The organism is Clostridium sp. UBA4395, from assembly GCF_002390995.1.
Taxonomy (GTDB): Bacteria; Bacillota; Clostridia; order Clostridiales; family Clostridiaceae; genus Clostridium_J; species Clostridium_J sulfidigenes.
Map to the genome: position 1 here is coordinate 36,316 of NZ_DGRF01000023.1, position 21,696 is coordinate 58,011.

Annotated in this window: 18 protein-coding genes; all 18 read right to left on the reverse strand. The window is 30.8% G+C overall.

The features are described from left to right. Positions 1 to 70: 70 nt before the first annotated feature. The gene (locus B2694_RS03270) at positions 71 to 1,255 is read right to left on the reverse strand and encodes a pyridoxal phosphate-dependent aminotransferase (protein ID WP_346884552.1); all 1,185 of its coding nucleotides are present in this window, start codon (positions 1,253 to 1,255) and stop codon (positions 71 to 73) included. 24 nt (positions 1,256 to 1,279) lie between these two features. Then, positions 1,280 to 2,203: a UDP-N-acetylmuramate dehydrogenase gene (gene murB, locus B2694_RS03275; protein ID WP_346884553.1), complete on the reverse strand. Its 924-nt coding sequence runs from the start codon at positions 2,201 to 2,203 to the stop codon at positions 1,280 to 1,282. Between the two features lie 157 nt (positions 2,204 to 2,360). Next, positions 2,361 to 4,223 (reverse strand): excinuclease ABC subunit UvrC, encoded by a 1,863-nt coding sequence (uvrC, locus tag B2694_RS03280; protein ID WP_346884554.1) that lies wholly within the window; start codon positions 4,221 to 4,223, stop codon positions 2,361 to 2,363. 127 nt (positions 4,224 to 4,350) lie between these two features. Further along, on the reverse strand, positions 4,351 to 5,769 hold the full coding sequence (locus B2694_RS03285) for a peptidoglycan D,D-transpeptidase FtsI family protein (protein WP_346884555.1): 1,419 nt from the start codon (positions 5,767 to 5,769) through the stop codon (positions 4,351 to 4,353). Beyond that, positions 5,762 to 7,078 (reverse strand): FtsW/RodA/SpoVE family cell cycle protein, encoded by a 1,317-nt coding sequence (locus tag B2694_RS03290; RefSeq protein ID WP_346884556.1) that lies wholly within the window; start codon positions 7,076 to 7,078, stop codon positions 5,762 to 5,764. Before B2694_RS03290 ends, B2694_RS03285 begins: the two co-directional genes overlap by 8 nt. Positions 7,079 to 7,094: 16 nt before the next feature. After that, positions 7,095 to 7,523 carry an FHA domain-containing protein gene (locus tag B2694_RS03295; protein ID WP_035132164.1) on the reverse strand — a complete coding sequence of 143 codons (429 nt, stop codon included), beginning with the start codon at positions 7,521 to 7,523 and terminating at the stop codon, positions 7,095 to 7,097. 70 nt (positions 7,524 to 7,593) lie between these two features. Then, positions 7,594 to 10,419 carry an excinuclease ABC subunit UvrA gene (uvrA, locus tag B2694_RS03300; RefSeq protein WP_346884557.1) on the reverse strand — a complete coding sequence of 942 codons (2,826 nt, stop codon included), beginning with the start codon at positions 10,417 to 10,419 and terminating at the stop codon, positions 7,594 to 7,596. A gap of 11 nt (positions 10,420 to 10,430) precedes the next feature. After that, positions 10,431 to 12,416 carry an excinuclease ABC subunit UvrB gene (gene uvrB / locus B2694_RS03305; RefSeq protein WP_346884558.1) on the reverse strand — a complete coding sequence of 662 codons (1,986 nt, stop codon included), beginning with the start codon at positions 12,414 to 12,416 and terminating at the stop codon, positions 10,431 to 10,433. Between the two features lie 27 nt (positions 12,417 to 12,443). Continuing rightward, positions 12,444 to 13,748 carry a PDZ domain-containing protein gene (locus B2694_RS03310; RefSeq protein WP_346884559.1) on the reverse strand — a complete coding sequence of 435 codons (1,305 nt, stop codon included), beginning with the start codon at positions 13,746 to 13,748 and terminating at the stop codon, positions 12,444 to 12,446. Positions 13,749 to 13,956: 208 nt separating this feature from the next. Further along, positions 13,957 to 15,186, reverse strand: a complete 1,230-nt coding sequence (locus tag B2694_RS03315; protein WP_346884560.1) for a S41 family peptidase — start codon at positions 15,184 to 15,186, stop codon at positions 13,957 to 13,959. Positions 15,187 to 15,350: 164 nt separating this feature from the next. Next, positions 15,351 to 16,244 carry a permease-like cell division protein FtsX gene (ftsX, locus tag B2694_RS03320; protein ID WP_346884561.1) on the reverse strand — a complete coding sequence of 298 codons (894 nt, stop codon included), beginning with the start codon at positions 16,242 to 16,244 and terminating at the stop codon, positions 15,351 to 15,353. After that, positions 16,234 to 16,920, reverse strand: coding sequence for a cell division ATP-binding protein FtsE (gene ftsE, locus B2694_RS03325; RefSeq protein WP_035132175.1), 687 nt, complete (start codon positions 16,918 to 16,920; stop codon positions 16,234 to 16,236). Before ftsE ends, ftsX begins: the two co-directional genes overlap by 11 nt. A gap of 171 nt (positions 16,921 to 17,091) precedes the next feature. Next, a complete protein-coding gene (locus B2694_RS03330) occupies positions 17,092 to 17,469 on the reverse strand; it encodes a hypothetical protein (protein WP_346884562.1) in 378 nt (125 codons plus the stop codon). Positions 17,470 to 17,584: 115 nt separating this feature from the next. After that, positions 17,585 to 18,523: a transketolase family protein gene (locus B2694_RS03335; RefSeq protein WP_414632709.1), complete on the reverse strand. Its 939-nt coding sequence runs from the start codon at positions 18,521 to 18,523 to the stop codon at positions 17,585 to 17,587. Continuing rightward, a complete protein-coding gene (locus B2694_RS03340) occupies positions 18,523 to 19,350 on the reverse strand; it encodes a transketolase (RefSeq protein ID WP_035132181.1) in 828 nt (275 codons plus the stop codon). The genes B2694_RS03335 and B2694_RS03340 overlap by 1 nt, the downstream gene beginning before the upstream one ends. Before the next feature lie 361 nt (positions 19,351 to 19,711). Further along, positions 19,712 to 20,065, reverse strand: coding sequence for a type II toxin-antitoxin system PemK/MazF family toxin (locus tag B2694_RS03345; protein WP_035132183.1), 354 nt, complete (start codon positions 20,063 to 20,065; stop codon positions 19,712 to 19,714). A 15-nt stretch (positions 20,066 to 20,080) separates the two neighbouring features. Next, a complete protein-coding gene (locus B2694_RS03350) occupies positions 20,081 to 20,344 on the reverse strand; it encodes a hypothetical protein (RefSeq protein ID WP_051823997.1) in 264 nt (87 codons plus the stop codon). 126 nt (positions 20,345 to 20,470) lie between these two features. Beyond that, a complete protein-coding gene (gene alr / locus B2694_RS03355) occupies positions 20,471 to 21,634 on the reverse strand; it encodes an alanine racemase (protein ID WP_346884563.1) in 1,164 nt (387 codons plus the stop codon). Positions 21,635 to 21,696 lie beyond the last annotated feature (62 nt).

The following is a 21,696-nucleotide window of genomic DNA, read 5'->3' on the forward strand; positions in this document are numbered from 1 at the left end:
TCATCTTCTTAAAATTGTGAGTAAAGAGCAGTTACGTCCCTGGATAACGATTTCCCCTAAAGGACCCTGTTTATTTTATAGATTCAATTAATGATTTAAATCCAGGTAAGGCATTTTCTATAGTACTATAGGCTACACAATAAGCGATTCTAATATATCCTGGACAAGCAAAAGAAGTTCCAGGAACTATTAAAATATTATATTTTTTTGCCATATTACAGAATTCAATATCGTTCTCTATAGGTGATTTAACAAATAAATAGAAAGCACCTTCTGGTTTTATACAATTATATCCATAAGAAGTAAGTTCACTATAAAGTAGTTCTCGATTTTTATTATAAAAATCAATATTTACTTTATCATCTAAACATCTAGCTATTACTCTTTGGAAAAGTGATGGTGCATTTACATATCCTAAAATACGAGTAGCTACATTAGCCGCAGATACAACATTTTCAAAATCCGATGCTTCGTTTGGTATAACTAAATATCCAATTCTTTCTCCTGGTAATGAAAGAGATTTACTATAGGAATATCCAACAATTGTATTATCATAATACTTTGTTAAATACGGCACTTGAATGTTATCGTATACAAGCTCTCTATAAGGCTCATCTGATATTAAATATATGTCAGTTCCTAATTCCTTTTCTTTTTCTTTTAAGATATTAGTAAGTTTTATAATAGTCTCTTCTGAATAAACAACACCTGTAGGATTGTTTGGAGAGTTAATTATCACAGCTTTAGTCTTATCCGTAATTTTACTTTTAAACTCATCTAAATTAGGTTGAAAATCTGTAGTGTTTGGTGATACTACTACAAGCTTTCCATCATAGTTAGCTGCATAACTTCTATATTCACCAAAATATGGCGCAAATACTACTACTTCATCTTCTGGATTTAAAAGAGTTTTAAAAATCACGTTTAAACCCCCTGCTGCACCTACAGTCATAACTATATTCTTTTCTGTAAAACTTGTATCAAATTTTTTGTTAATTGAGTTGGCAATAGTTTCTCTAACATCCTCATATCCTGAGTTGCTCATGTAACCATGAACCATGGTATTAGGTTCATTATTTAAAATATCTACAATTGCCTCCTTTACAGTTCTTGGTGGTTCAAGATTTGGATTTCCTAAACTGAAATCATAAACATTTTCTGCACCATAAATTGATGCAAGTCTTTTACCTTCTTCAAACATAGCTCTGATTAATGAACTACCATTAACATAATCCACCATTTTTTTTGAAATCATATCCCCATCTCCCTATTTTTTATATTAGGTTAAACTATCTTCACCTATGACTCTAACTTCAGTGTGTAATTCAACCTTAAATTTTTCATAAACTTTAGCTTTTACAACTTCAATAAGATTCAAAATATCCTTTGACGTTGCATTGCCTCTATTTATGATAAATCCTGAATGTTTTTCAGACACCTGTGCGTCCCCAACGCTAGTACCCTTTAATCCTGAATCTTGAATAAGCTTACCTGCAAAATATCCCTCGGGTCTTTTAAATGTACTTCCTGCTGATGCATATTCTAAGGGTTGCTTACTTTTTCTTCTTTCTGCTAGATCATCCATTCTTTCCTTGATCAAAGCTTTATCTCCATGAGACAATCTCATTCTTGTTTCCAGAACTATATATCCATACTTTAAAATTGCACTATTCCTATATCCAAATTCTAGTTCTTCTTTACTTAATTCTCTAATGTTCCCTTCATTATCAATTACTAATGAACTTTCAATTACTTTTGCCATTTCTCCGTCATAGGCACCTGCATTCATTGCAGTAGCACCTCCAATAGATCCTGGTATCCCTGATGCAAATTCTAGGCCTGATAAACTATTCTTTAAAGCTTGATCAGCAACTGAATATAACTTAGCTCCACATTGTGCAGATATTAAATTTTCATCTACTACTATTTTATTTATGTGTCCTAGTTTTATGACTACTCCTCTTATTCCTCCATCTCTTATTATGAGATTAGATCCATTTCCTAATATGAAATAATCCACCTTATTTTCCTTGCATATGTTAATTAAGTCTTTAACCATTTCATAATTAGAAGGGTAAACTAATAGGTCAGCTGGTCCACCTACTTTAAAAGAAGTATGATTCTTCATTAGTTCATCTATTTTTACATTTTCATTCCCTGCTATATCTAAAACACTTCTTATAAAACTATCCTTTAATTTCATTGTATACCTCTTACTATATTATTATATATTAAGTATAAAATACTTACGTTATATATATCAACAGTTATTACATATTTCTTTCGTTTTAAGTATAGTATAGTATTCTATTAATAGTATAAACACTCAAATTCAATATTTCTATGCTGACATATAGTTATTAATTATTTTTCTTAAAATAATTAATTATACTTTCAGTAGCTTTCCCATCCATAGAAGGGGTAGCCATTAACTCTTCATAGGTAGCCTTTTTTATATTTTCAATACTACCAAATTTCTTTAGAAGCTCACGCCTTCTCTTTTCTCCTATTTTAGGTATTTCATCTAATATAGAATATAAAGTACGCTTATCTCTTAAAGTTCTATGATATGTAATAGCAAATCTATGAACTTCATCCTGAATCCTGGTTATTAAAAGCATGGCCTTGGAAGATGGCTTTAACAGAATTTCTTTATTTTTATAAATAAGTCCTCTTGTTCTATGCTTATCGTCCTTCACCATACCACATACAGGTATATTAATATTTAACTCCTCCAATACTTGAAGTGCTATATTAATTTGCCCCTTTCCACCATCCATCATAATCAAGTCAGGAAAAATAGAAAACTTACCCGACTTAAAGTCCATACCATTATTATTTATCTTCCTTATTTCTTCTAATCCATGTGTAAATCTCCTTGTTAATATTTCTCGCATAGAGCCATAATCGTCTGCACCTTCTACAGTTTTAATTTTAAATCTTCTATAATCACTATTTTTAGCTACTCCATCTTGAAATACTACCATGGTTCCTACAGAATCCATTCCCATGATATTAGATATATCATAAGCTTCAATTCTACTAGGCATATCTTCAATCCCAAGAATCTCTTGAATTTCAGAAAGTGCCACATTATTAAGTTCCTTATCTACTTTATGTTTAATCTTAAACATTTCGAGAGCATGGCTAGCGTTTTTTTCTACCATATCAAGAGTCTTTCTCTTTTCTCCTTTATGTGGAACCTTTATATTCACTCTATATTCCTTCTTTATAGATAACCATTGCTCTAAGATATCAATTTCATCACAATGACTTACATATACAGTCTTAGGTATAAAAGCAGTTCCACCATAAAAGTTTTTAATAAATTCCTCTATGACATAGGCAGGCTCTTCTCCACCTGTATTGTCTAAAATAAAATCTTCTCTTCCAACAATTTTACCATCTCTTAAAAAGAATATCTGAATACAACTATCTTTTTCATCTTGAGAAATACCTATAAAATCTTCATTTTCAAAATTATTACTAATAATCTTTTGCTTTTCATTTATTTTATCTATGGCTATCAACTTATCTCTTAAAGAAGCTGCTCTTTCAAAATCTAAATTTTCTGCTGCTTCTTCCATTTCAGTCTTAATCCTACTAGTAATCTTTGTATCCTTCCCTGTAAGTAAATCCACCACATCATTGATAGTTTTTTTATATTCCTCTTTAGAAATTAATCCTTCACATGGTCCACTACATAATTTTATATGATAGTTAAGACAAACCCTTGTTTTAGGCCCATTTTCCTTTATAACTCTTCTACATGTTCTAAGAGAAAATACCTTCTTTATAAGTTCATTTATAGTATATACTGCACTTCCATCCGTATATGGTCCAAAATATTTAGATGAATCATTTCCATAATTTCTTGTAACTAATACCCTTGGAAATTCTTCATTAGTAATTTTAATAAAAGGAAAATATTTATCATCTTTTAACAAAATATTATATTTAGGACTATACTTTTTTATTAAATTACATTCTAGTATTAAAGCTTCTACTTCAGAATCTGTAACTATATACTCAAATTCACTTATATTCTTAACCATAGCTCTAACTTTTTCACTATGATTTTTAGAATTCTGAAAGTATTGTCTTACTCTATTTTTAATATTTTTTGCTTTTCCTACATATATTACTTCTCTCAAAGAATTTCTCATCAAGTAAACTCCAGGATTGTCTGGAAGATTTTTCAGATGATACTCAAAATCAAACATTAAATCACCTCACTTCTCATCCAAAAGTTGTTTCATCTTTAGTATAATACTTATTGAGCTTAACTTTTAATGCAATAATTAATACTCATAAGGTATCTTATATAATTATATTTCAAAAGTTTTAATACTAATTTGTACTAAAATAAGATTTCATAAGCTCCTTTGCCATAGCGCTGGCATTAAAGCTATCATTTCCACCTTCTTCTGCAATTATAGCAAAGGCTATTTCTGGGTCATCATAACCTGCAAAACCTATAAACCAAGTGTGTGGCTCCTTATCTCCAGAGTCATGGTCTGCAGTTCCAGTCTTTCCTGATACTTGAACATTCCATACCTTTGCTGCCTGACCAGTTCCCTCATTGACTACAGCTTTCATATATTCCTTTAGCAATGCTGCATTTTCAGGAGTTGTAACTGTAGCTGCTTCCTTTTGTTCATAGCTTTTAACTACTTTTCCTTCCGGACTTATGACTTCCTTTACTACATTAGGTTCCATCATTACACCATTATTAGCTATAGTACTAGCTACTAACGCCATTTCTATTGGACTTGCTAGTACTCCACTTTGTCCTATACCACTTTGAGCTATATTACCAACCTCATCACTTTTATATTTGGGGAAAATACTATTATCAATGGTAAGAGTTTCTGATGGAATATCTTTATTAAAGAAGAACTTTTCTGATGTTCCCTTTAAATTATCATTTCCAAGTTCCATAGCTAAGGTACCAAATACTACATTACTAGACTTTAAAAAAGCTGTTCTAAGTCCAATACTTCCATAAGCATATCCTTTGTAGTTTTCTAGGTATTCACTTTGATTAAAACTAATTTTTCCCTCATCATTAAAGGTTCTATTAGTTATATCTGACATATTCTCCAAAACACTTATGGCTGTAATAACTTTAAAGGTTGATCCTGGTGGGTAAAGACCCGAAACCGCTCTGTTCAAGAAAGGTGTATCCTCTTGTTGTGACAGTTTTTCAAAGTCTTCTTGTATTGTATTTGCATCAAAACTTGGTTTTGACACCATAGCAAGAACCTCTCCTGTCTTAGGATTTAATGCTACTATTGATCCCTTTCTATTACCTAAAACCTCAAAGGCTCTTTGTTGTAACTTAGAATTTAAGGTAGTCACTACATGATTTCCAACTTTATTCTCATCCTTTTTATTGGAAAATATATCCTTTATAGAATTTACTGATTGTCCTGAAAGTTCTTTATCAAACTTCTTTTCAATTCCACTAGCCCCATACTTAGCATCATTATAACCAACCACATGAGAAAAAGCTACTCCTCCAACATACTTTCTTGTTTGAGAAAACTCCCCTGTTTTTTCACCTGTAGTTAAAGGATTCATATCTCTGTCATAAATAGTTCCTCTAAGAACTCTATTTTTCTCCGCTTGATTTCTTTTATTATAAACACTATCCAAAGCTATTTCATTTTTAAATAATGTACTATAACTTATATAAGAGATTAGAGCAATAAACAATAACAGAAATACAATCATTACATTTTTTATGTTCTTTTGTAGATTATTCATAATTACTACTCTCCTCTGATATTTTTTGTATTATACCTAATGAAAGATAACTTATCAGCATAGAACTTCCTCCATAACTAACAAAAGGTAAAGTTATTCCTGTAAGAGGTATAGCTCCAGTTACACCACCAATAATTACTAGAGTTTGAGATACCATCATAGTACTATATCCAACGGCTAATAGCCTTGAGAACTTATCATTTATGTAAAGTGCAGCCCTTATACATCTATAGAATAATAGAAAATTTAAAATTATAACTGCAAATCCAATAAGTAACCCTAGTTCTTCACAAATAGCTGCAAATATAAAGTCAGATTCCACTACTGGAATATATCCTGGATACCCATTTCCAAGTCCTACCCCAAAGAATCCTCCATTTGCTATAGCTATAAGTGATTGAACAAGCTGATGTCCTTCATCATATCCATACTTCCATGGGTTTCGCCATATCATAACCCTTATCTGAACATGATAAAATAAGTAATATCCTATGACACCACCAACTACAAATAACAGCAATGCTATTATTACATACTTTTTATTTGATGTAGCAATATAAAGCATAGTAAGTGCTATGGCAAAGAAAATTAGCGCTGAACCCAAGTCTGTTTGAGCTAACATAAATAGCAATGATATCATCATTACCATAGCAGGCTCTATTAAACTTATATATTTATATGAGCTTTCTTTCCTAAATCCAATTGCCTTTCCTATCTTAATCCAAAACTTCGAAGGCTTTTCATAATCCTTTAATGCTGAAGCAAGGTAAGCTACTAAGGCAATTTTTCCAAACTCAGAAGGTTGAAAACCGAACCCAAATAAATTTACCCAGTTTTTAGCTCCAAACTGTTCCTTTCCAAAAAAGGTACCCATGGACATAAATAATAATGTTATTATTAGATACAAATATTTGTACTTACTAAATCTTTTTAAGTCTGGAAGTATTACAACAACTAATATAAACATAGTCATACCTAAAGCAAAGAATATAATTTGCTTAGCTGTTAAAAAACTTCTAGTACCTTCCGCTATATAACTACCTCCTGATATGGGTAAATCCAACCTATATATCATAGCAATCCCTATAACAGCAAGGATATTTGAAAATAATAATATAAATTTATCCCCATCTGGATAAAATCTTCTTATTACAAAGTGGGAATAACATAATAAACCACATATTATTGCTCCTATAAATATTGCGCCCTTATCAATAGTTGGAGTTAGAATTGCTACATTAAAAAATAGTGCCATTACAAGCAAATAAGTAAATCTAAGCACTCTTTTTTCTTGTTTTATACCCTTCATACTTGCCTCCTAATAACTACATAAATTTAAAGGTAGCAGTTCCCACCTTTATTATATCCCCTGATTTTAATATAAGGGAATTCTTTATTCTAATATCATTAACCTTAGTTCCGTTAGTGCTCTCCAAATCTTCCAACACATACTCATTATTTCTTCTGAAAATTTTAACATGATGAGAAGAAACATATTTATCATCTAAGATTACTGTATTATCACTTTTTCTTCCCATAGTTAAGTTATCTACTATTGGTAGTATTCCTCCATTTTTTAGATTTGTATTTTCTCCAGCTACTATTATTTCTAGCCCAGAAGTAGCCTTTCTAGTTCTATTCCTTCTTTTACCCACTGATTTAGTATCTGTATACATTATTTTTAAAGCGTAGATTATAATAAAATAAACTATGGCTATTATTCCTAAATTCAATGCGAATTTTAAAATATTCATAAGCAAAACTCCTTTATACATATATAACATAACTAGCATCATTATAAATTATGATGCTAGTTATAAGTAATTATATCATCTTTTTTAGGTACTGTCCTGTATATGATTTAGAACATTTAATTACATCTTTAGGATTTCCTTTAACTATAATAGTTCCTCCTTGATCTCCACCTTCTGGTCCTAAGTCTATAATATAATCTGAACACTTTATTACATCTAAATTATGTTCAATTACTATTACAGTATTTCCTCCTTCTACAAGTCTTTGGAGAATTTTTATAAGTTTACTAACATCATCAATGTGTAATCCAGTAGTGGGTTCATCTAATATATACAAAGTCTTTCCTGTACTTCTTTTAGATAATTCATAGGCAAGCTTTATTCTTTGTGCCTCTCCGCCTGATAATGTGGTTGATGGTTGACCTAATCTTATATAGGATAATCCGACATCCATAAGAGTTTGAAGTTTACTACTTATACGAGGTATATTTTCAAAGAAAGCTAAGCCTTCCTCTACAGTCATATTTAAAACATCTGCAATAGTTTTTCCTTTGTATTTTACCTCTAATGTTTCTCTATTATATCTCTTTCCTTTACACACTTCACATTCAACATAGACATCAGATAAAAATTGCATTTCTATCTTTATTATTCCATCACCTTTACAAGCTTCGCATCTTCCACCTTTAACATTGAAACTGAATCTACCTTGTTTATATCCTCTGCTTTTAGCCTCTGGAATCATAGTGAAAATTTCTCTTATTAAATCAAATACTCCTGTATATGTAGCAGGATTACTTCTAGGTGTTCTTCCTATTGGACTTTGATCTATATTTATAATCTTATCAATCTGGTCAGCACCTACAATTTCCTCATGTTTTCCTGGTAGTTTCTTAGAACCATTTAATTTTCTATTTAACCCCTTATATAAAACCTGATTAACTAAAGTACTTTTCCCTGACCCTGAAACTCCTGTTACAGATGTAAATAATCCTAATGGAAATTCAACACTTATATTTTTTAGATTGTTTTCCTTTGCACCTTTAACTTTTATAACTCTATTTTTATCCATAATTCTATATTTTTCAGGCACATCTATAGTTCTATGCCCACTTAAATATTGACCTGTAATAGACTCTTTACACTTCATCACATGTTTTACTGTACCTGCAGCTACTATTTTTCCTCCATGCTCTCCTGCTCCTGGACCTATATCTACTAAGTAATCTGCTTCTCGCATAGTATCTTCGTCATGCTCAACTACAATTAAAGTATTTCCTATGTCTCTAAGATGCTTTAAAGTCTTTATTAATTTATCATTATCTCTTTGATGCAACCCAATACTCGGCTCGTCTAAAATATATAAAACCCCCATCAAACTAGAACCAATTTGAGTTGCTAATCTAATTCTTTGCGCTTCTCCTCCTGATAAAGTACCTGATGCTCTACTTAAGTTAAGATAACTAAGTCCTACATCCTTTAAAAAGCTAAGCCTACTCTTAACTTCCTTTAATACTTGTTCTGCTACAATTTCATCCTTTTTAGATAATTTTAATGTGTCTACAAAATCAAGTTCTTCTATGACTGACATAGTACAAAATTCACTTATATTTTTACCACCTACAGTAACAGATAGAGCTTCTTTAGATAATCTTCTTCCCTTACACTTAGGACAAGGATTATCACTCATATACTCTTCTACTTCTCTCTTTATGTAATCTGAGTTAGTTTCCATATATCTTCTTTTTAAATTATTTATTATACCTTCATAAGCATAATTATATATACCAGTTTTAAACTCCTTAGTATACTCTATTCGTAACTTTTCTCCATTTGTTCCATATAAAACAGAATTTAAATTTTCTTCTGATAGTTCTTTAATAGGTGTATCTAAAGTAAACCCTCTTTTTTTAGCAAGAGCTTCTAATATGGCACGAGTCCATGAATCTTCCTTTAGACTACCTTCACCTAAAGTTAAAATTCCTCCACCTAATATGGATTTGCTTTTATCTGGAATTACCAAATCCTCATCTATCTCCATTAAAGTCCCAAGTCCATCACACTCATCACACTTTCCAAAGGGAGAATTGAAAGAAAACATTCTAGGCTCAATTTCACCAATACTTATTCCACAACTTATACATGAAAATTTTTCACTTAAAAGTATATCTTCTCCATCGATAACATTTAAAACAGCTATACCTTCACCTATTTTTAATGCTGACTCTAAAGAGTCTGTAATTCTTGATTCAATTCCTTCTTTAATAACTACTCTATCTATTACTATTTCAATGGTATGCTTTTTATTCTTCTCTAGTTTGATATCTTCATCTTCTAAATCTACCAGAACACCATCAATTCTTGCTCTAACATATCCATTTTTTTTAATGTTCTCAAGAATCTTTACATGTTCTCCTTTTTTCCCTGTAACTACAGGTGCTAAGATTTGAACCTTAGTTCTAGTTGGCAGAGCCATTGCCTGATCTACCATTTGGTCTACAGTCTGCTGGGTAATCTCCTTGCCACATTTCGGACAATGAGGTACACCTATCTTTGCATAAAGTAGTCTTAAATAATCATAAATTTCAGTTACTGTTCCTACTGTAGATCTTGGGTTTTTACTTGTAGTTTTTTGGTCAATAGATATAGCTGGTGATAGGCCTTCGATATACTCTACATCAGGTTTATTCATTTGGCCTAAAAACTGTCTCGCATAAGCTGAAAGAGACTCTACATATCTTCTTTGTCCTTCTGCATAAAGAGTATCAAAGGCTAAAGAAGATTTTCCTGAACCTGAAAGTCCAGTAAAAACAACAAATTTATCTCTCGGTATTTCTAAATCTACATTTTTAAGGTTATGTACTTTTGCACCTTTTATATAAATACTATTTCTCATAAATTTCTCCTTTACAACTTAAATTCTCTCTTCATACGTTCTATCTCATCTCTTAAAATCGCTGCTCTTTCAAATTGTAAGTCCTTAGCTGCTTCTTTCATTTCTTTTTCTAGTTTAGTAATATGCTTATTCAATTCCTTCTTATCTAAAAGCAAATCACTACTCGCTTCACTGATATATGAGACTTCATCTTCTGCCACTGTAGAAATTTCTATAACATCTCTTATTTCCTTGATTATAGTCTTAGGTACTATATTATGATCATCATTATATTTTTTTTGAATACTTCTTCTTCTATTTGTCTCACTTATAGTTTTTTCCATAGAATTTGTCATATTATTAGCATACATTATTACTTTACTTTCCGAATTTCTTGCAGCTCTACCTACAGTCTGAATTAAAGATGTTTCACTCCTTAAGAATCCTTCCTTATCTGCATCTAATATAGCAACTAATGCTACTTCTGGAATATCTAACCCTTCCCTTAAAAGATTTATTCCAATTAGCACATCATAATCTCCTCTTCGAAGATCTCTTAATATTTCCATTCTTTCCATAGTAATTATATCAGAATGTAAGTAAGTAGTTTTTACTCCTAACTCTTTTAAATATTTAGTTAAATCCTCTGCCATCTTCTTTGTAAGAGTTGTAACTAAAGTTCTAAATCCTCTTTCAGTTGTTCTGTTAATCTCACCATATAAATCATCAATTTGACCTTTTACTGGCCTTATTATAATTTCAGGATCTAATAATCCTGTTGGTCTTATTATTTGCTCAGCTATATTATCTGAATGTTCATTCTCATAAACTCCAGGCGTAGCACTTACAAATAATACTTGATTTAATTTGTCTTCAAACTCTTCAAATTTAAGTGGTCTATTATCATAGGCTGATGGAAGTCTAAATCCATACTCTACTAAAGAAGTTTTTCTAGATCTGTCTCCTCCATACATAGCCTTAATTTGTGGTAGAGTAACATGACTTTCATCCACAAAGAAAAGAAAGTCATCTGGGAAATAGTCAATAAGAGTTTGTGGTGGCGTTCCTTTTGCTCTTCCATCTAATATTCTAGAATAATTTTCTATTCCAGTACAATAACCTACTTCCCTCATCATTTCTATATCAAAATTGGTTCGTTGTTTTAATCTTTGAGCTTCTAATAACTTATCCTCATCCTTTAGCTCCCTTAACCTCTCGTCTAATTCAAATTCAATTTGAGAGATAGCTCTTTCTAAATTTTCCTTTGATGTAGCAAAGTGTGATGCTGGGAATATAGATACATGTTTTCTTCCACTAATTATATTGCCTGTTAATACATCAAACTCACGGATTCTGTCTATTTCATCTCCGAAAAACTCAACTTTTATTCCTTTATTAGTTGATGATGCTGGAAATATATCTAGCACGTCTCCTCTAACTCTAAAGGTTCCTCTTACAAAATTTATATCATTTCTTTCGTATTGAATATTCACTAGCTGACTAATAACACTATTTCTATCTTTAATCATACCTTCGCGTAAAGATACAGTAAGCTTTTTATAATCCTCTGGATTTCCTAGCCCATATATACATGATACAGAAGCCACAACTATAACATCTCGTCTTTCTATCAATGCTGAAGTAGCTGAGTGTCGTAGCTTTTCTATCTCCTCATTTATTGATGCATCCTTTTCTATGTAGGTATCAGTTTGAGCCATATAAGCTTCTGGTTGATAGTAATCGTAGTAAGAAACAAAGTACTCAACAGCATTTTCCGGAAAAAACTCTTTAAATTCAGAGCATAATTGAGCTGCTAAAGTCTTATTATGAGCAAGAATTAAAGTTGGTCTCTGAACTCTCTCAATAATATTTGCCATAGTAAATGTCTTCCCTGATCCTGTTACTCCAAGTAAAGTTTGATATTTTTTATCTTCAAGTATTCCTTTAACTATACTATCTATTGCTTCAGGCTGATCTCCAGTTGGCTTAAATTTTGAATGAATCTTAAACTGACCCATGATACATCACCTCATCTTTCTTTTAAATTAATCTTTATCGTTACTATCTTTCTTTTCTTTAATTTTATTTAGAATATCCGAAAAACTAGAACTGCTTGACTTTGCTACAGTCGCATGTTTTGGAACTTCTCTAGGAACTATAACAATCCCTAATTTTTCTTTATTGTTTTTTACTTTACATTCTAGTTCTTCCATAGATCCATTTTCTCTTCTAACCTTCATATTTATAATATCTGGAAGACGTTCTAACATATTAAATATAATTTCATCCTTATATAATTTAATATTATTTATTTCTAATATTAAATCTCCCATTTTAACTCCCATATTTTTAGCTATTGAATCATGGGCTACATCTAGAACACATACTCCCTCTTCATTGCTCACATACTTTATTTTACCTTTCTTTTCTGCTAAACGATCAATATATAACATATATTCATGTAATACAGGCATCAATGTAAGAATTATCACATCTAAAATCTTATTTATATCCCCAAGAAAAGATAATAGAATTAATACAGTACCATAGCCTAAAATTAATAGTCCTGAGAATATAGGCTTATTTTTTTTACTTTTTGTAAATGTTATGGTAGCATAATTAACTCCTGCAAAAATCGGTAGTGCACCAATTACCATAGTAGCAAAAATCAACATGTTTTTATTGTGATTAATTATTGGCCACCACTCTGGAGTGTTTACACTTCCACCCATAACTGTATTGGCGCTAGTAGCCTGTACCATTAATAATATTATCATTGGTAATATCCATTGTCTTCTGTATGCAAATCCACCTATGATTTTTTTATCTCTTGAACCAAATACAGGTATAGCGCCTCTTTTCCCATCAAAGATTACTAATAACCCTTCAACAATATGCATTACTGCAACCAACACCAATAAATTAGTTATATCCATTTTTAGTACATCTAAACTTGGATTCTCCATAATTAATGATATAAAATACAACAGTATTGATAATAGTCCTAAAATAGCTCCTGAATATGAAAGACAAACTAATTTGGGACTAAAGAACATTAGCGCTACTGATAATATAAATATCAGAAATATATTAGAAGTTTCATAAAAAGTAATCCCCAAAAATGTAAGGATTAAACTAGCTACTACACCTCCTAATATTCCCATAACTATTTGTGACACAGTAAGTTCAAAAGCCGTTGATGAGTTTTTACCCATAATTAATCTTTCCATCACTGTAGTTTTTTTATTTTTCATATAGAATACAACAGCCATCATTATTAATATAAGCGCATAAGACGGCTCCACAATAGCATAGGACACCTGCTGCAAAGTATACTTTAAAAGTTCCATTATTTTTCTCCTTCTCATTATGTAACAAAGAGTAGATGTACATAAGTAAAATTAAGTATCTACTATAGTAGATACTTAATTTTACATCATCATTTATCTACTTGAAACTATAAAATTAATTTTATTAATTTTTCTATATGTTAACTTATTTTAATTAATATTTATTATAATAAAAATACTCATACCTATTATAATACCCTATATTTTATTACCTAATCTTTTCTTTTGCCACTTCCAAAGCCTTTTCAAATTGAGGATCTACTGATTTATCATATGCTTTTCCTTTTAGTTCTTCTGGATACTCAACTAAAATATCTGGCTCTATTCCTATACCATGGATATTCTGCCCATTAGGAGTGTAGTATTTTGATATAGTAACCTTTAATGCAGTTCCATCTCTAAAGCCATCTCTATCCCTATAAAAAGTTGTTTGAACAACACCCTTACCAAAAGTCTTAGTACCTACTAAAGTTCCTAACTTATAATCTTTTATAGCTCCTGTAAATATTTCTGAAGCACTTGCACTCCCCCCATCTATTAATATAGTAAGTGGTAATCCTTCTGCAATCCCACCTACAGAATTATAATCCTTCCTATTTCCATTCTTATCTTCTGTATAAACTATATTCTTATTCTTAGGAATAAATTGTGAACACATATTTACAGTTTGGTCTAATAATCCTCCTGGATTTTCTCTTAGGTCTACTATTAAACTCTTCATTCCTTTTGAGTTTAAATCTTTAATTGCGTTTTCAAAATTGCTAGATGTATTTTCATCAAACATAGTTATCTGAATATATCCTACTTGACTATCAATCATTTCTTTTTTTACAGTTATCATTTCTATTTCATCTCTTACAGCTTTAACATTAAAAGAACCTTTGTTTTCCCTAGATAAAGTAAGTTCTACAGCTTCTCCTTTTTCACCTTTCATAGTTTTCACTGCTTTTTCTAAGTCCTTGCCTTCAACCTTTGCACCATTTACGCTTTCAATTATATCCCCTGAAAGTATTCCCACTTTTTCTGCAGGTGAATTTTCAAAGGTAGCTACTACAACTATCTTATCTTCCTTAACTCCTACCTGTATTCCTAATCCAACATAATTTCCTTCTGTTTGAGAATAGAAGTCTTTAAACTCTTCGGCATTCATATATGTTGTATATGGATCTCCTACAGCTTCTGTCATTCCCGCTGCTGCTCCATCTATAAGTTTATTAATATCAATTTCACCCAAATAATATCTATCTAATTTATCTTTTATAGTATATAACTTTTCAAAGTCTACTATATTTTCATATGTTTTTCTACTAACTATAACTTTACCATCTGGTAACTTAAAAGATATATAGTTAGATAATCCTAAAGTAATTAAATTTGTCACTATCAAAAGAGCCACTATACCCGTTACTCTTTTCCATTTATTTTTCTTACCATCCATAAAAATCACCCTCTCATTCTCATATATTTATTATTACTTTTTATCCCCGATAATAATACTATGAAATTTAATTTATTTTATTAATCATTTCTATTACCAATATATTATATTATACACAAATAAGACTAAGAAATAAATTCTTAGTCTTATTTGTTCTTTATAATTTAAACTTTTAAGAATTTTCTCATGGATATTATACTTCCAATAGCACCTATGAAAACTCCACATCCCAGGAATTCCCAAATAATCACCTTCAATATATAAGAAATACCTACTAAATCAAATCCAAATAGTGTATCGGCGCTTAAATTATTAATTATAATAGCATATATAAAACCTAGTGCTACTACCGATATGACTGCTCCAAATATTCCAAGTATCATACCTTCTATTATAAATGGCCATCTAATAAACCAATCTGTAGCTCCTACATACTTCATTATTCCTATTTCTTTTTTTCTCGTAAACACTGTAATTTTTATGGTATTTCCTATTAAGAATAGAGATATCATAATAAAAACTACAAATGCTACTGCAGCACCTATTTTAAATGAATCTGTAAGCTTAGAAATTTTTGCAATTATAGATCTTGCATCCTTTATCTCATCAATACCATCCATATCTTTAATACCACTTACAACTTTATCTACTACTAGCGGCTCTTTAACATTTACCGTAAAGGAAGCTGGGAATGGATTATTGTCTTCAAATCCAGATGTTAACTGACCCAATTCATCATTCATTTGTTCCTTTACATCCTTCAAAGCATCATCCTTGCTTTGAAAGGTAATCTTATCAATACCTTCTACTTCTTTAATTTTTTTCTCTATAGCATTTTTATTATTATCACTTATACCCTCTTTTAAGTAAATTTTCACCTCAACCATAGATCCTAATTGCGTAATTAATTTATCCGCATTAGCAACTCCTAGTGTTATAGCTCCTAATAAAAAAAGTGTAGCTGTTACTGTAGCTATAGATGCTATACTTAAAGTTTTATTTCTTTTTATACTTTTAAGTGCTTCCTTAAATGAATATTTAAAAGAATCAAATTTCATAACCATATTTCCCCCTTTCCTCATCTCTGGCAATAACACCCTTCTCAATAGCTATAACTCTCTTTTTCATAGAGTCAACTATGTCTCTTGCATGAGTTGCCATAACAATAGTAGTTCCTGCTCTGCTAATATCACTTAAAATATCCATAATTTCTAATGAAGTTTCAGGGTCTAAGTTACCTGTTGGTTCATCAGCAATTAATAATGATGGACTATTTACTATAGCTCTAGCTATAGATACTCTTTGTTGTTCTCCACCTGATAACTCTGTAGGTAAAGCATCTCTCTTTTTTGATAATCCTACCATTGAAAGCACTGCTGGAACCTTTTTTTGTATATCCTTTTCGCTTGATCCTATAACTCTTAGTGCAAAAGCTACATTATCAAATACATTCAAACTTTGTATCAATCTAAAATCTTGAAACACTACTCCAATTTTTCTTCTATAATAAGGCACTTCTTTCCTTGTTAGCTTTGTTAAATCTGATCCTGCAACTATAACCGAACCCGCTGTTGGATCAACTTCTTTTAATAACATTTTTATAAAGGTAGATTTTCCTGCTCCACTTGGGCCTACTAAGAAAACAAATTCACCCTGGTCAATATGTACATTTAAATTAGATAAAGCTAGTACATTGTTATTATAAACCTTAGTAACATTTTTAAAATCTATCATAATTATTAACTCTCCTCGACTTTTTACTTTTTATCTGTGTATATTATAACATAAAAATTTAAAATGCAAGTCCTACATAAGTTAAAAAATAATAAATTCTTATTTTTCTTCATGAAAAAAGAGTGGAAATATATATATTTTTTTCCACTCATGCTTCTTTATGTATGTAAACTACACATATAAGTTATGAATTATCATATCATATACTAAGAAATATGTTGCTAATAATGCAAAGGTGCAGAATATAGTTCCTACTAAACCAAATTTATAAAGATATTGTCTCCAAGTTTTCTCATAGCTTAAAGGTCTCAATAACTTTGTCGGTTGTAGAAATGCTAATGCTGATACAAATAATCCTCCACATGAAAATATAATTCCTGTATTTCTTATTCCTCTAAGTATTCGATAAAGTTCCATAGATTGACCTTTAACTAATAGATATATACAACTAATAACTATACCTAAAACTAGGGGTATGATGACTAATTTTAAAGACAATTTAAAACAAAAGACTACATCACTCATATATCCTTTAACATCTTGTTTCATCTATAACGCTCTCCTTAGTAAATCGAATTTTCAAATTATTTATAAATTATATCATAGGCTATAAAAAAAAGAAACCTAAGTATCCTTAGATTTCTTCCCTATTCAATTTTATTTTTTATTTCATACTAATTCCAGTCTTAACTGCTTTAACTATATCTAATGCTGTTAATCCATAAGCTTTTAATAATTCTGCAGGCTTACCACTTTCACCAAAAGTATCCTTTATTCCAACTCTTAAAACTGTAGCTGGACAATGTGTAGTTACTACTTCTGCCACTGCTGAACCAAGGCCACCTATGATACTATGTTCTTCTGCAGTAACTATAAGATTTGTTTCTCTTGCAGCTTTTGTTATTAATTCTTCGTCTATAGGCTTTATTGTATGTATATTAATAACTCTAACTCTTATGCCTTCTTCAGCCAGAATATTGTACGCTTCTAATGCTGCCTCTACCATAATTCCAGTTGCAACTATAGTAGCATCTTTTCCATCTCTTAAAGTTATTCCTTTACCAATTTCAAACTTATAATCTTCATTATCATTTATTATAGGCACTGAACTTCTACCAAGTCTAACATAGCAAGGGCCTTCATATTTTATTATAGCTTCTATTGCTGCTTCAGCCTCAATTCCATCACTTGGACTAATCACCACCATATTAGGTATACTTCTCATTAATGAAATATCTTCTACAGATTGATGAGAAGCACCATCTTCTCCTACTGTTAGACCAGCATGAGTAGCACATACCTTTACATTTAGTTTAGGGTAACATATAGAATTTCTTATTTGTTCAAAAGCTCTTCCTGTTGCAAATATAGCAAAAGTAGATGCAAAAGGAATTTTTCCACAAGCTGCCATTCCTGCTGCCACAGTCATCATATTACCTTCAGCAATTCCCATATTAATAAATCTCTCTGGGCATACAGCCTTAAAATCAGCAGTTTTAGTAGACTTAGATAAGTCTGCATCAAGAACTACTATATTTTCATTTTCTTTACCTATTCTTGCTAATGCTTTTCCATAGGCTTCTCTAGTTGCAACACTTTTCATTATTCTTCTCCCCCAATCTCTTTTAATGCTATTTCACACTGCTCTTTACTAGGAGCTGAACCATGCCACCCTGCCTGATTCTCCATAAAAGATACCCCTTTTCCTTTAATTGTTTTACAAACTATCATTGTAGGCTTATCTTTTACTCCTTTTCCGGCTTCTATAGCATCTTTTATCTTAACTAAATCATGACCATCTTCTAAATAAATCACGTTCCATCCAAATGCTACAAACTTATCTGCTATAGGATTAGGATTCATAACCTTATCAATATCTCCATCTATTTGAAGTCCATTATAATCTACAAAAGCTGTTAAATTATCTAGTTTGTAATGAGCTGCACACATAGCTGCTTCCCAAACTTGACCTTCCTCTAATTCTCCATCTCCAAGTAGGGTATATACTCTATATGAGCTATTATCAAGCTTTCCTGCTAGTGCCATACCTACCGCAGCGGAAACTCCTTGACCTAATGAACCAGTAGACATATCTACTCCTGGTATGTAATTCATATTTGGATGACCTTGTAGCATTGCTCCAGTTTTTCTTAATTTCATAAGTTCTTCTTTATTAAAGAAACCCTTCTCCGCAAGAGCTGCATATAAAACTGGTGCAGCATGACCTTTTGATAATACAAATCTATCTCTATTAGGATTCTTAGAGTCTTCTACATCAATATTCATTTCATTAAAATATAATGTAGTAATGATTTCTACAGCTGATAGAGAACCGCCTGGGTGACCAGATGCTGACTCTGTTACCATCTTTATAATATCTTTTCTTAAAACTTTCGCTATATTCTCTAATGCTATTAATGACTTTTCCATTGCTTATCCCTCCCTGATTTTCTTCTAAACTCATTATATCAATAATTTATTTATTCTCAACTATTTAGTTGAAATTTTCCTTTTATCAATACATTTCATTATAAGAAAGCTCCAATAATTATTAATATATTATTTACCTTACACTTCAATTAAATACAACTATCCTTCTATGATTATAAAAGTAATAAACACTTTATATTTTTGTCCATCTAATGATTTAATTTAAAAGGAGCTATTTCAAAATAATTCACTAATCTTTATAAAATGTTAAGTTTCACTAAAATATTGTTGTTAGTGCATACTCCACATCCAATTAAGATTTAGTGTATTTTGAAACAGCCCCTTAATATTAAGCTTATTTTTACATTTTTAAATCTAAACTAATTTTAAGAGCAACATCAACTTTAATCATATCTTCATCGGTCATATGACCTATCTTTTCTTTTAATCTTCTTTTGTCTAAAGTTCTAACTTGCTCTAGCAAAACTACCGAGTCTTTATTTAATCCGTATTCTTCAGAAGAAATCTCTACATGAGTTGGAAGTTTTGCCTTATTTATCTGAGAGGTTATAGCTGAAACTATCACAGTTGGACTATATCTATTTCCCACATCATTTTGTATAATTATTACAGGTCTTATTCCACCCTGTTCTGATCCAACCACTGGGCTTAAATCAGCATAAAATATATCGCCTCTCTTTATAACAATTGTCATTAGGCATTCACACTCCTAAAGGCTAGCTTCATATTCACTTAAGTCATTAATATAACTCTCAAAGCCATATTCTGATAATTCTAAATTTAATTCTCTCATAGCTAAATATCCTTGTTTCATTTTTTCTATATAGCTATTACTATTATAGCCTTCACTATATACTATTCCATAATCCATAATTAATTTACTATTTGTTATAAATTGTTTTTTATCTACATCATTAAATTTTTCACAAAAACTACTACCAAAATTCAGAATAAATTTCTTTGAGCTACCCATGGATTTCATTACCTCCAATTTAAATAACAACTTTATGTACAACTTAATTATAAATCATCAATTGTTATTATGTCAAAGAAATTATCCTCAATTTCTACTTTTTACAACATTTTTTTATACTTTTTACTATACATAGTTTCTTACACTGAAAATTTTACCGTTTTTTGTATATATTCTTGGAATTCTCTTACTTATATCACAAATTACTTCATAATTGACTGTCCCTATAGATTCTGCTATATCATCTGCTGTTATAACATTCCCTATATTATCTTTTCCAATTAATATAACTTCATCCCCAATCTTCACACCAGGTACATCTGTTACATCTATCATACATTGATCCATACAAATACGACCTACAACAGGTACTATTTTACCATTCACAATTACTTTAGCCACCCCTGTTAATGCTCTCGAAATGCCATCTGCATATCCTATAGGAAGAGTTCCAATTATCCGTTCTGCAGGTGCTTTATACAATCTACCATAGCTTACATAATCGCCTTCCTGTATTTTTTTCATATGAACAATTTTACATTTTAGCGACATAACAGGTATTAAGTTAACATTATTTTTATTAACATACTTGGAAGGATAATATCCATAAAGCATAATACCAGCTCTAACTCCATCATATGGTAAGTCAGGAAAATCTATTATAGCAGCACTATTGCTTACATGTTTAAAGGGTATAATTACACCTAATTCTTCAAGATATTTATTAAATATATTAAATTTTTCAATTTGAAAATCAGCATAAGTTTTATCTTTTTCATCAGCAGTAGCAAAATGAGTAAATATTCCTACAATTCTTACTCCTCTTAACTTAGTTATCCTATGTACTTCTCTAGCCTGCTCCCTCGTTGTTAAAAATCCAATCCTCCCCATACCTGTATCTACAGCTATATGAATTTTAGCTATACTATTCTTCTTTACAGCTATGTCTGAAAGTATTTTAGCATCTTTATAATCACATATAGTTTGCTCTAGGTTTAAATCAATAACTTCATCATAAAATTCCTTTGGTGTATATCCCAATATAATAATAGGAATTTCCACACCAGCTTTTCTTAGTTCTACAGCTTCTGTAACAATGGCTACTGCAAATCTATTTATACCTTCATCCATCATAGACTTATATATATCTATTGCTCCATGTCCATATCCATCAGCTTTTATTGTAGCAATTATTTCCTTTCCCTCCGAAACCCTTTTCACTTCCCTTACATTATTCCTTAAAGCATCTAAATCCACTTCTGCCCAAGAGGGTCTTATCTTTTTTCCCATATTACTCACCTTGCTCACCTTTCCAGTTGTCAAGAACTACCTCATAGTAAGTACTAGATTCG